The 11,007-nt window shown below is 74.1% G+C and carries 13 protein-coding genes; 8 read left to right on the forward strand and 5 right to left on the reverse strand.

Annotation, left to right across the window (positions count from 1 at the left end; genetic code table 11):
* Positions 1-93 precede the first annotated feature (93 nt).
* From ACFWEG_RS14780 to ACFWEG_RS14800, 5 genes are all read left to right on the forward strand, one after another.
* A complete protein-coding gene (locus ACFWEG_RS14780; protein WP_387214245.1) occupies positions 94-930 on the forward strand; it encodes a DUF4397 domain-containing protein in 837 nt (278 codons plus the stop codon).
* An 80-nt stretch (positions 931-1,010) separates the two neighbouring features.
* Positions 1,011-1,700: a class F sortase gene (locus tag ACFWEG_RS14785; protein ID WP_387214248.1), complete on the forward strand. Its 690-nt coding sequence runs from the start codon at positions 1,011-1,013 to the stop codon at positions 1,698-1,700.
* Positions 1,701-1,747: 47 nt separating this feature from the next.
* Positions 1,748-2,308 (forward strand): sigma-70 family RNA polymerase sigma factor, encoded by a 561-nt coding sequence (locus ACFWEG_RS14790; protein ID WP_387214251.1) that lies wholly within the window; start codon positions 1,748-1,750, stop codon positions 2,306-2,308.
* Positions 2,292-3,194, forward strand: a complete 903-nt coding sequence (locus ACFWEG_RS14795; protein WP_387214254.1) for an anti-sigma factor — start codon at positions 2,292-2,294, stop codon at positions 3,192-3,194. Before ACFWEG_RS14790 ends, ACFWEG_RS14795 begins: the two co-directional genes overlap by 17 nt.
* Positions 3,195-3,465: 271 nt before the next feature.
* Positions 3,466-4,056 carry a hypothetical protein gene (locus tag ACFWEG_RS14800; RefSeq protein WP_387214257.1) on the forward strand — a complete coding sequence of 197 codons (591 nt, stop codon included), beginning with the start codon at positions 3,466-3,468 and terminating at the stop codon, positions 4,054-4,056.
* Between the two features lie 112 nt (positions 4,057-4,168).
* On the opposite strand, the gene murQ is transcribed toward ACFWEG_RS14800, so the two are convergent.
* The 3 genes from murQ to ACFWEG_RS14815 all read right to left on the reverse strand — a co-directional run bounded on the left by murQ (position 4,169) and on the right by ACFWEG_RS14815 (position 6,778).
* Entirely contained in the window at positions 4,169-5,107 is a 939-nt protein-coding gene (gene murQ, locus ACFWEG_RS14805) for an N-acetylmuramic acid 6-phosphate etherase (RefSeq protein WP_387214260.1), read from the reverse strand.
* 39 nt (positions 5,108-5,146) lie between these two features.
* Positions 5,147-6,061: a MurR/RpiR family transcriptional regulator gene (locus tag ACFWEG_RS14810; RefSeq protein ID WP_387214263.1), complete on the reverse strand. Its 915-nt coding sequence runs from the start codon at positions 6,059-6,061 to the stop codon at positions 5,147-5,149.
* Positions 6,062-6,385: 324 nt separating this feature from the next.
* Positions 6,386-6,778: a hypothetical protein gene (locus tag ACFWEG_RS14815; RefSeq protein WP_387214266.1), complete on the reverse strand. Its 393-nt coding sequence runs from the start codon at positions 6,776-6,778 to the stop codon at positions 6,386-6,388.
* A 339-nt stretch (positions 6,779-7,117) separates the two neighbouring features.
* On the opposite strand from ACFWEG_RS14815, the gene ACFWEG_RS14820 reads away from it, so the two are divergent.
* Entirely contained in the window at positions 7,118-7,468 is a 351-nt protein-coding gene (locus ACFWEG_RS14820; protein ID WP_387214269.1) for a hypothetical protein, read from the forward strand.
* 1 nt (position 7,469) lies between these two features.
* A complete protein-coding gene (locus ACFWEG_RS14825) occupies positions 7,470-7,742 on the forward strand; it encodes a DUF4031 domain-containing protein (RefSeq protein WP_387214272.1) in 273 nt (90 codons plus the stop codon).
* Between the two features lie 368 nt (positions 7,743-8,110).
* On the opposite strand, the gene ACFWEG_RS14830 is transcribed toward ACFWEG_RS14825, so the two are convergent.
* Complete coding sequence (locus ACFWEG_RS14830) at positions 8,111-9,319, reverse strand: Cmx/CmrA family chloramphenicol efflux MFS transporter (protein WP_387214284.1); 1,209 nt, start codon at positions 9,317-9,319, stop codon at positions 8,111-8,113.
* 140 nt (positions 9,320-9,459) lie between these two features.
* Positions 9,460-10,101: a hypothetical protein gene (locus tag ACFWEG_RS14835; RefSeq protein WP_387214275.1), complete on the reverse strand. Its 642-nt coding sequence runs from the start codon at positions 10,099-10,101 to the stop codon at positions 9,460-9,462.
* 132 nt (positions 10,102-10,233) lie between these two features.
* Between ACFWEG_RS14835 and ACFWEG_RS14840 the strand changes: the two genes are divergently transcribed.
* Positions 10,234-10,923 carry a copper homeostasis protein CutC gene (locus tag ACFWEG_RS14840; RefSeq protein ID WP_387214278.1) on the forward strand — a complete coding sequence of 230 codons (690 nt, stop codon included), beginning with the start codon at positions 10,234-10,236 and terminating at the stop codon, positions 10,921-10,923.
* The last annotated feature ends 84 nt before the right edge of the window (positions 10,924-11,007 follow it).

An 11,007-nucleotide genomic window follows, 5' to 3' on the forward strand; every position in this document is an offset into this window, starting at 1 on the left:
CGGTCATCCAGTGCAACCGGTCGGCGCATGGTGGCGGAAAGCGTCCCCACACAGAGTTCGAGACCTTCTCGACCCGGATGATGGGGACCAGCCATGACCGTTCGTTCTGCCGGCGCCGCGCTCACCGCCGCCGTCGCCGTCGCGCTCACCGTCACCGTCGGCGCTCCCGCCTTCGCCCAGCCGCAGGCCGCCCCGGACGACACGGCGCACGTCTCCGTGCTGCACGCGGTGCCGGGGCTGACCGTGGACGTGTTCGCCGGGGACAAGGAGCTGCTGCCGGACTTCGAGCCGGGCACGCTCACCGACCCGCTGAAGCTGGACGCGGGCTCGTACGACATCAAGGTCTTCAAGGACGGCGAGGGCCCCGACGGCACCCCGGCGATCGAGAAGACGGTCGAGGTGCCGGGCGGAGCCAACGCGACGCTCGTCGCCCACCTGGACGCCGACGGCAAGCCCGCGCTCGACGCGTTCGTCAACGACACCTCGAAGGTCCCGGCCGGCAAGGCGCGGCTCACCGTCCGGCACGTGGCCGCCGCCCCGGCCGTCGACGTCCGGGCGGGCGGCACGCCGGTGTTCGAGGGTCTTGAGAACCCCAAGGAGGCCAAGGGCGAGGTGGACGCCGGCACCGTGAAGGCCGACGTCGTCCTGGCCGGCACCGACACCGTCGCGATCGGCCCCGCCGACCTCGACCTGGCCGAGGGCAGCAACACGATCGTCTACGCGTGGGGCAGCGCCGAGGACAAGAACCTCGAGCTCGCGACGCAGACCGTCGACGGCCTGCACTCCGCGCCGCACGGCGTTCCCGCCGGCGGGAACGGCGAGGCCGCGGGCGTGAACGACCCGGCCGTCCTGGGCTCCCTCTCCGTCGCGGCGCTCCTCGCCGCGGGCGGTGCCGCCTTCCTGCTGCGCCGGCGCGGCGAAGCGGCCTGACCCCTCTCCCACCCCACCGCAGGTGTGCCCGCCCGAGGCCGTCCGGGCGGGCACACCGCATCACGGAAAGGCCGACCACCATGCTCACGCGCCCGGCACGACACCGCAGGCTCCTCGGGGCGGCCGCGGCGCTCGTCGCCGTCCTGCTCAGCGCCCTGGCCGTCGTCGTCTGGCGCGACGGACCCACCCGCGCCGCAGACTTCGGGGCGATGTCGGCCGCGTCCCCGGCGGCTCCGGCGACGGACCGCCCCGGTGCACCGGGGCCGGGGCCGTCCGCCCGCCGGGCCGAGGCCGCCGACGACCCGGCGCCCGCTCCCGTCGCCGCGCCCCGGCAGCTCTCCCTCCCGCGGCTCGGCCTGCGCGCTCCCGTCGACGCCGTGGGCGTGGCCGAGGACGGTCAGACGGAGGTCCCGGAGGACCCCGACCGGGTCGGCTGGTACCGCTTCTCGCCCGCACCGGGGTCGGACGAGGGATCGTCCGTGATCGTCGGCCATGTCGATTCCAAGAACAAGGGGTTGGGCGTGCTGAACGCGCTCAACGAGGTCCGCGAGGGCGACGTGGTGCGCGTGGGACGTGCGGACGGCAGCACCGTCAGCTACGAGATCACCGCGCGCCGGACCGTCGGGAAGAAGGACCTGGCCGCGTCGGGCGCCTTCCGCCGGGACGGCCGCGCGGTGCTGACGATGATCACGTGCGCCCTCCCGTACGTCCGGGACGCCGGCGGATACCAGAACAATCTGGTCGTGACCGCGCAGGAGGTCGTCAAGTGACGGCCGTGTGGGGTGGCGCCGAGGTGCGTGCGGCTACAGTCGCGCCCGTGACCACTGTGACGGAAGACGGCCTGGGCGAGGGATTCGCCCGGGGCGACGAAGCGTGCCTGGGCGAGGCGTACCGCCGCTGGGGTGCGCTCATCTACACGCTAGCCACCCGCAAGCTCGGCGATCCGGAGGAGGCGAAGGACGTCACCCAGCTCGTCTTCGTCGGCGCCTGGAAGAGCCGGGCGACCTTCGACGCGAGCCGCGGCTCGCTGAAGACCTGGCTGATGGGCATCACCCACAAGAAGATCGCCGACGCCCTGGAGCGGCGCACCCGGCACCTGCGCGACGTCGCCGCCGCCACCGCGGCCGTGGACGTCTCCCACCGGCCGGCGGCCCCGGTGACCGAGGCGGTGCTCGACCACATGGTGCTCAGCCGCGAGATGGAGCACCTGCCCGAACAGCAGCAGACGGTACTGAAGCTGTCCTTCTACGAGGACCTGTCCCAGTCACAGATCGCCGAGCGGACCGGATGGCCGCTGGGCACGGTGAAGAGCCATACTCGGCGCGGCCTGATGCGGCTGAAGAAGCGGTTGGAGGTGGACGGTGAAGCACACCGATGAAGACACTCTGGCGATGATGGCCCTCGGTGAGGAGAGCGACTCCCTGGCCTCTCTCCACCTGCACGAGTGCGACGGATGCCGGCGGGAGTACGACCTCCTGCGCCGGACGGTGGCCGCGATGCGGCTGCCCGCGGTGGCGGAGGACGAGATCATCCCGCCGCCGGACGACGTGTGGCGCTCGATCGCGAGCGAGCTGCGGATCAGTGAGAGCGTCGGGTCCCCGGTGGGCGCCGCGCCCGGTGCGGGCGCCGCGCCGGCCGGGGGCTCCGAGCCCCCGGTGAGCTCATCGCCGTCCGAGCCCTCCGGATCCTCCCGGCCCTCCGCGCCCTCTGCCGCATCCGCCGCCTCCGGGTCCTCCGCGCCTTCCGCGTCCTCCGCGCCTTCCGAGCCGGAGCCCGCCGCGGAGCCCGCCGCCCCGGTGGCCGCGGTCCGGCCGACGGCGGTGCGGCGGATGAGCCGGTTCGCCGTGACGCTCGCCGCCTGTACCGCGCTGCTGGGTGCGGCCTCGGGCAGCGTTCTGACCTGGTGGCTCGTCCGTCCGGACGCCGCGGTCACGAAGGTCGCCGACGGCCGGCCGCTGGAACCCCTGCGCCCCAACTCCGCGGGATACGCGGCCCTGAAGGACACGAGCTCGCAGCGGTCGCTGCAGATCAGCGTCAAGGGCCTGCCGAAGACGGCCGGTTACTTCGAGGTGTGGCTCATGGACCGCTCCCACACGAAGCTCGTCTCCATGGGCGTGCTCGGCCCCGACGGCCGGGCCACGCTGCCCGTGCCCTCCACGATCGACCTGGACGAGTACTCGGTCGTGGACGTGTCGGTGCAGCCGTACAACGGGAAGCCCGACCACTCGGGCAAGAGCATCGTGCGTGGTGCGTACGCCAGTTGAGGCCCTGACCCCGGTGCGTACGCGTACCGCGTGCCGCCAACGGCCGGGAAGGCTCCGTCGAGCCTCCCCGGCCGTTGTGCGTGGGCGCGGGCGCGCGCCTGTGCGGGGGCCTGTGGATGGGGGGCCGGACACCGGCTCCGGTCGGTCCGGACGCGCGACGGGATCCGCTCGGAAATTCGCCGCCCCGATCGCATCCGATGGTCGACAGCCGGCGGAACACATCCCCGTCACACCGACCACCGGCCGCTTCCCACCTCAGGAGTCACCTGCCATGACCCGTACCGCCGTTGCCGCCGCCACCGTCGTCGCCGCGCTCGCGATCGCCGCGCCCACCGCGTCCGCCGCCCCGAAGCCCGTCGCTGTCAAGGGCGGCCACACCTCGGTCACCGTGGCCCCCGCCGTCGCCGGGGCGCTGCTCTCCAACGGCATCGCCCCGATCGTCACGACGCCCGGCAAGCCCTCGCTGACCAAGGTCGGCGGCAAGGCCACCCTCAAGGCGACCTACCCGGTCACGGGCGGCTCCCTCACGGCCGCGCCCCTGGGCGGCAAGATCCTGCACAAGGGCGGCCTGAAGTTCACCAACGTCTTCAACGGCAAGTCGCTCGCGGTGAAGGACTTCACCATCGACCTGAACAAGGCCCAGCTCACCGGCCGCGTCGCCGGCACCAAGACCCGCGTCCCGGTCTTCAAGCTGGACCTCTCGAAGGCCACGGTGAAGGTGGACAAGCACGGGGCGAAGGCCACCCACGTGATCCTGAAGCTCACCCCCGAGGCCGCGGGCGCGCTGAACACCACCCTGAAGACGAAGGTGTTCAGCGCCGGTCTGAAGGTCGGCACGGCGGACACCGCGCCGCGCTTCTGATCCGTACCGCGCGCCGTCGTCACCGAGGCAGTGCCCCCGTCCGCAGGGGGCACTGCCTTCCTCGTGCCGGGGTCGCTTCCGGGGACGCTCGTCGTTCCCGGGCCGCCGCCCGTCAGGACGCCGTGGCCAGGGCCTTGCGGAGGTGGCCCGAGGACGCGGTGAGCAGGGAGTCGGCGGTCGCCGCGTCGACGTCGGCGAGGATGATCAGGATCGCGGTCTTGACCTCGCCGCCGGCCGCGGCGAGGGCGGCCTCGATGGTGGGGTCGTCGGCGTCGGTGGCGAGGGCGACGATGCGGCGGGAGCGGGCGCGCAGCTTGTCGTTGGAGGCGCGGACGTCGACCATCAGGTTCCCGTAGGTCTTGCCGAGCCGGATCATGGTGATGGTCGAGAGCATGTTGAGGACGAGCTTCTGCGCGGTGCCGGCCTTCAACCGGGTGGACCCGGTGAGGAGTTCGGGGCCGACGACGACCTCGATGCCGTGCTCGGCGGCCGCCGCGAGCGGGCTGTCGGCGTTGCAGGACAGGCCGATCGTCAGCGCGCCGAGCGTGCGGGCGTGCTCGACCGCGCCGATGGCGTAGGGGGTGCGGCCGGAGGCGGAGATGCCGACGACGGTGTCGTCCGCGGTGAGCTTCAGCGCGTCGAGGTCCGCCGCGGCCAGCTCCGCGGAGTCCTCCGCCCCTTCGACCGCCTTGACCATCGCGGACGGGCCGCCCGCGATGAGCCCGACGACCTCGGAGGGGTCGGTGTTGAACGTCGGCGGGCACTCCGACGCGTCCAGTACGCCCATCCGCCCGGCCGTCCCGGCCCCCGCGTAGACCAACCGCCCGCCGCGGGCCATCCGCTCCGCCGTCGCGTCGATCGCCGCGGCGATCAGGGGGAGTCGGGAGGCGACGGCCCCCGGTACGCCGGAGTCCTCGCGGTTCATCAGCGCGACGAGTTCCGCGGTGGGGAGGCGGTCCATCTCGGCCAGCTCCGGACGGTGGGCCTCGGTCGCGAGGGTGGCCAGCTCGGCGCGCAGGGAACCGTAGGTGACGTCGGACGGGTTGCTCATCAAGTGCGGCTTCCTCGGGAGGGGGTGGTGTGGGGGTGGTCAGCGCCCGGCGCGGTGCCGGTGGGCGAGGGCCTCGTACGACGCGGCCAGCGCGGGCGCGGCCTTCTCGTACGTCCGCTGCATGACGCCGACGAACAGGCAGTCCACGACGAGCAGTTGGCTCGTACGGCTCGACATCGCGGCGGGCCGCAGGTCGCTCTCGCGGGCCGTGGAGGTGGTCAGGACGTGGTCGGCGTACTGCGACGCGGGGCCGTCGGGGCGGCCGGTGACCGCGATCGTCGTCGCGCCGTGCTCGAACGCGACCCGCAGCGGCTCGATGACGTCACCCGTCCCGCCGCTGTGGGTGATCGCGATCGCCACGTCCTTCGCGCGCAGCTGCACGGCGTTGGTGACGGCGAGGTGGGGGTCGTGGTGCGCGTGCGCGATCAGGCCGATGCGGAGGAGCTTCTGCACGAGGTCCTGGGCGACGAGGCCCGACGCGCCGACGCCGTACACGTCGATCCGGCGGGCCTGGGCCAAGGCGGCGACAGCGGAGCCGAGTTGGGCGGTGTCGAGGGAGGCGGCGGTGTCGGCTAGGGTCTGCTGCTCGTCGTGGGCGAGCTTGGCGACGACGTCGGCGATCGGGTCGTCGACCGCGATGTCCGCGGTGACCGCGGGGGCGCGGCCGGACTCCTGGTGCGCGGCGAGGCCGGCCAGGGCGAGGCGCAGGTCGCGGTAGCCGGGGTAGCCGAGCACGCGCGCGGTCCTGACGACCGTCGCCTCGCTCGTCCCCGTCCGCTCGGCGAGGCCCGTCACCGTCAGCGAGGCGCAGACGGCGGGCTCCGCGGCGACCATCTCCGCGACGCGGAGCATCGAGCGCGTCATCGACGGGCCCAGGGTTCGCACCTTCGCCGCGAGGGCGGCGGGCGCGGGGGGTGTCCCGCCCGCGGAAGTTTCCTTCACGTCTCTGCTCACGGCTGGAAGGTATTTCCAAAGGGGCGGGCGGTCAAGGGGGTGGCGGGGGCCTTGGGCGGCGGGCGACGAGGATTTCGCGGCGGGTGCCTTAGGCGGCGGGCGACGAGACTTTCGCGGCTCCGCCGCGGATGCACGGCCTGCGGCCGCGCGGCCTCAAACGCCGGCCGGGCTGAGATTTTTTGCCGGCTCGGGGTGGGTTGCGTGCGGCTCGCGGCGGGTTGCGTGCGGCTCGGGGTGGGTTCGGTACAGCTCGGGGTGGGTTGCGTGCGGCTCGGGGTGGGTTGCGTCCGGTTTCGGGTCGAGGGCTGGTGTCGTGGGTGGGCCTCACAGGTCGAGCGGGGACGTCTGTGAGGCCAGGCGCATGGTGGTGGTGCAGCCGAGGGTTTGGCGGTACGGGCGGCCGCCCTGTTCGTAGAGCAGGGCGCAGTCGTCGAGGTCGCCCCGGACGGGGCCGGTGACCTTGAGGCGGGCGACGTAGTAGATGTCGCCGGACTCGCCGGCGTCGAGGACGACCGGCTTGCGGGCGAAGTCGTGGACGGTGGTCAGGTCGACGCTGCCGGGGTCGCCCTGCCGGCTGACGAAGGAGTACGCGCCCGTCTCGTCCAGGCTGACCGCGCGGTACTCGAGGAGCCGCAGACCGTCCGGCACGCGGCGGACCTGCGCGCTCCGGATCTCCAGCCGCTCGTCGGACGTGTTGGTCGTCACGGGGAAGGACACCCACCACTCCTGGCCCACCCGCAGGTTCGGGACGCCGAGCTGGGCGGCGGAGCGTTCACCGTGGTTCAGCGCGGTGCCCGCCTCCGCGCTCGCCGTGCCCGGGGGGAGGGGTGCGGAGGTGTAGCCCGTGGCGAGGAGGAGGGGGGCGAGGAGGGCGATCCGGGTCGGGGTGGAGAGCGTGCGGGCGCGTCGTGGTGTGCGGATGGTTTTCCCCGGCGTGTGCGTTTCCCCTGGTGGCGGGGGGTTCCCGCCGTAGAGGAGTTATAGGCCGGGCGGGTGGGTGGGGGCAAGGGGCGTCGGGCCGGGTCCGGGCCGGAGGCGGCGCGGGACAATGGGGGCATGGATCGCAGCAGCCCCCTCGAACAGTCCCTGCACGCCGCCCGCGCCCGCGTCCTCGCCGATCTCGCCGCGCGGGAGGTCGCGGAGGCGGACGTGGTGTCGATGGTGGAGGACGCGGTGACCCACCGCAGGTGGTGGGTGGAGCAGTGGCCGGAGGGGGCGGAGTTCGTGGTGGGGCTGGTGGCGCAGGACGTGCAGGACGCGCTGCTGGACGCGTACGGGCGGTGGCCGCTGTGCCCGCTGTGCGAGGAGCCGCACGCGTTGGAGGTCGAGCCGGAGCTCGGGGCCGACCCGCACTGGGCGTGCGCGAAGACGGCCGTGCTCGTCGCACGCGTGGGGGAGCTGGGCTGACGTGGCCGTCTACATCGACCCGCCGACCTGGCCCGGCCACGGGCGGATGTGGTCGCACCTGGTCAGCGACGTCTCGTACGACGAACTGCACGCGTTCGCCGCACGCATCGGCTGCCCGCGACGGGCGTTCGAGCGGGACCACTACGACGTTCCGGAGACGCGCTACGCGGACGCGGTCGCGGCCGGCGCGCTCGAGATCGGCAGCAAGGAACTGGTCCGCCGCCTGACGGAGGCGGGCCTGCGACGGCGGAAGGGGTCCGCGGGCGAGGCGTGACCCCTCGCCCGCGGACCGAGCGTCTGGTAGATGCCCAGCTCGTCCACCAGCTTGCGGTAGAGCGTGCGCTGCACGACGTCGATGATGCCGTTGTGATGCGCGTGCGGTGGGGGTAGCACGACGATCCGTCCTCCGTCGATCTCGGCGCGCCAGCCCTCCGGCACGTCCAGTCCGCGCCACACGTGGAGGAGGAGCTCCCACTCGCTGAGGGGAGGCGTCGGCATCGGGTCGGGTTCGACCGTCGCGGCGGTCATCGCGACTCCCTTTCTTCGGCGGCCTCGTGCGGCGAGCGCAGATCGACGGTGCGGCGGCCCGGAGGCCGCTCACCTCAGCGTCCCGCGATCGGGTGACGAGCGCACCGAAGCTCGTCAGACGCGCTCGGACGCGGGGGTGGGGGTCGGGGTGAGGGTGGTCGAGCCCGTGACGACGCGGCTCGGGGTGTGGAGGCGGAGGGCGATGCCGACCAGGGCGAGGGCCGCGAGGGTCATGGCCGCGCCGGCCCAGGCGGTGGCGGAGAAGCCGAGGCCGGCGTCGATGACGGTGCCGCCGAGCCAGGGGCCGCCGGTGTTGCCGAGGTTGAAGGCCGCGGTGGTGGTCGCGCCGGCGAGGGTGGGGGCGAGGCCGGCGACGTTGAACATGCGCGCGTTGAGCGCCGGCGCGGTGAAGAACGCGGAGACGCCGAGGAGGAAGGAGAGGGCGATCGCGACGGGGGCCGCGGAGCCGAGGAGGGCGAGGGCGGCGAGGAAGACGGTGGAGGCGGTGACGCCGGTCAGCATCACGCCGAAGAGGTGCGCGTCGGCGACCCGGCCGCCGATCGTCGTGCCGACGAGCGCGCCGACGCCGAACAGGGCGAGGACCGTCGGCACCCACCCGGAGTCGAGCCCGGCGACGTCCGTCAGCAGCGGCGAGAGGTAGCTGAACGCGCAGAACACGCCGCCCGCGGCCAGCGCGGTGATCGCGATCGCCAGCCACACCTGGCGGTCGCCGTAGATCCCGAGCTCGCGGCGCAGGCGCGGGGCCTCTGTCGGCAGCGGGATGCGGGGGATCAGCGTCACGACGCCGACGAGGGCGATCGCGGAGGCGAGCCCGACGGCCCAGAACGCCGAACGCCAGCCCAGGTGCTCGCCGAGGAACGCGCCGGCGGGGACGCCGAGCACGTTCGCGATCGACAGTCCGCCGATCATCACCGCCATCGCGCGGGCGCGCTGGTTGCGCGGCACCATCGCGATCGCCACCGCCGCGCCGACCGCCCAGAACCCGGCGCACGCCAGCGCGCTCACCACCCGCGACGCGAAGAGCACCTCGTACGTCGGGGCCAGCGCGCCGGCCACCTGCCCGAGGCCGAACACGCTGATCAGCGCGATCAGCGTCGTCTTCCGGGGCAGCCGCAGCGTCGCCACCGCGAGCAGCGGCGCGCCGATCACCATGCCGATCGCGAAGGCCGAGATCAGCAGGCCGGCCTGCGGGATCGAGACGCCCATGTCGTCGGCGATCGGCGGGAGCAGCCCGGAGAGCATGAACTCGCTCGTCCCGAGCGCGAAGACGGACAGGCCCAGGATGTACACGGCGAGCGGCATCCGGGAGGACGCGGCCCCGCCGCCGGGCGCGGCCTGCGGGGGGATCTTCGGGGCGGGGGTGTCCGCGGCGGTCGGGCGGTAGGCGGGTGCAGGCATGACAGGGGTCAACGCCGTGGACGCTCCTTGCATTCCCGGAGGGGTCAGGCGTCCAGGAGCGCCAGCTCGGTGGTGAGGTTGCGGCGGGCCGGGGACTCCCAGTGGGTGCGGCCGTGGGGGGTGCGGAAGAGGGTCGGCAGGGCGAGCAGGTCGCGCAGGACGGCCGCGCGGCCGGTGCGGAAGGCGGGGTCGGGGACGAAGGCGTACTCGTCGCGGACGGCCGCGGCGTAGGAGGCGTACGCCTCGGGGGCTCCGGCGAGGACGGCGAGGTCGGCGTCGCAGAGGACCGCGCCGTTGCGGTCGCCGGGGGCGGGGGCGTGGGTCGTCGTCAGCCGGACCAGGCGGGCGACCTCCGCGGTCGCGGCGGGCGCCAGGCCCGCCTCGGGGAGCGCGCGCTCGGCGAGGGCCGCGCTGCGCTGCTCGTTCTCGGAGCGGTCGGGGCGGTAGACCGCGTCGTGGAACCACGCGGCCAGCCGGACGAGGTCGGGCTCGGCGGCCTCACCGGCCAGGGTGTCGACGTGCGCCAGGACCGCGGCCAGGTGTGCGGTCGTGTGGTAGCGGCGGTGCGGCTCGGCCCAGCGTTTCAGCAGTTCGGCGCCGTACGGGACCGGGTCGGGCGCGTCCGCCGCGGCGGTCGCGCGCAGCGTGGTCGTCCAGCGGTGCAGCAGGTCGTCGTGTGCGGTCATGGGTCGATTGTCGCCAGACGGGGGGTCCGCTTCCGGACGATCGCCGCGGATCCGGGGTGACGGGGCCGGCCAAAGGGTGGATCATTGGACTAGACCAAACCGGTCGCCGTGCATCCGGAAGGATTGGGCCCCATGAGCAACCCCGCACTTCTCGAGGTGATCGCCCTCGACGCCGAGGACGCGATCGCCGCCCGGTCCGGAGGAGCCGACCGGCTCGAACTCGTCACCGACATGGCCGCGGACGGGCTGACGCCGTCGCGCGAGGTGTTCGCGGCGGTCAGAGACGCGGTCGACATCCCCGTCCGCGTCATGCTGCGCCTGGCGGACGGGTTCGCCGCGGGAGACCTGGACGAGCTGGTCCGGCGCGCGCGGGCCCTGCGCGCGGAGGGGGCGGACGAGTTCGTGCTCGGGTTCCTGGAGGACGGCGGGGACGTCGACCTCACCGCGGTCGAGACGGTCGTCGCGGAGCTCGACGGGTGCGGGTGGACGTTCCACCGGGCGATCGACCGCGCGGCGGACCGCGACGCGCTGCGGAAGGAGCTGGCGGAGTCGGTCGGGCTCGACACGTACCTCACCGCGGGGGCGGTGGGCGGGGTCGACGACGGCATCGACACGCTGCTCGCGGAGGCGTCGCGCAGGGGCGAGCCGGGGTACGAGGCGCGGCTGCTGGTCGGCGGCGGGCTGCGGCTGTCCCATGTGCCCGCGCTGCGGGCGGCGGGGGTGGACGGGTTCCACATCGGCGGGGCGGCGCGGCGGGAGGGTTGGGCGGGTCCGGTGTCGGCGGGTGCGGTGGCGGAGTGGCGCGTGGCCCTCGACGCGTAGCGCCTGGCGGCGTGCGGCCCCAGGGGCCGGGGCTCCGCCCCGGGCCCCGCACCGGGCTGCGCCCGGCGGCCTCAAGCGCCGGCC

The organism is Streptomyces sp. NPDC060194 (genome assembly GCF_042728285.1).
In the GTDB taxonomy this organism is placed as follows: domain Bacteria; phylum Actinomycetota; class Actinomycetes; order Streptomycetales; family Streptomycetaceae; genus Streptomyces.

Bases quoted from the DNA above. Each gene is read 5' to 3' on its own strand.
- ACFWEG_RS14780 (WP_387214245.1), top strand. From the start codon at position 94: ATGACCGTTCGTTCTGCCGGCGCCGCGCTCACCGCCGCCGTCGCCGTC.
- ACFWEG_RS14820 (WP_387214269.1), top strand. From the start codon at position 7,118: ATGGATCGCAGCAGCCCCCTCGAACAGTCCCTGCACGCCGCCCGCGCC.
- ACFWEG_RS14835 (WP_387214275.1), bottom strand. From the start codon at position 10,101: ATGACCGCACACGACGACCTGCTGCACCGCTGGACGACCACGCTGCGC.
- ACFWEG_RS14800 (WP_387214257.1), top strand. From the start codon at position 3,466: ATGACCCGTACCGCCGTTGCCGCCGCCACCGTCGTCGCCGCGCTCGCG.
- ACFWEG_RS14840 (WP_387214278.1), top strand. From the start codon at position 10,234: ATGAGCAACCCCGCACTTCTCGAGGTGATCGCCCTCGACGCCGAGGAC.
- murQ (WP_387214260.1), bottom strand. From the start codon at position 5,107: ATGAGCAACCCGTCCGACGTCACCTACGGTTCCCTGCGCGCCGAGCTG.
- ACFWEG_RS14785 (WP_387214248.1), top strand. From the start codon at position 1,011: ATGCTCACGCGCCCGGCACGACACCGCAGGCTCCTCGGGGCGGCCGCG.
- ACFWEG_RS14830 (WP_387214284.1), bottom strand. From the start codon at position 9,319: ATGCCGCTCGCCGTGTACATCCTGGGCCTGTCCGTCTTCGCGCTCGGG.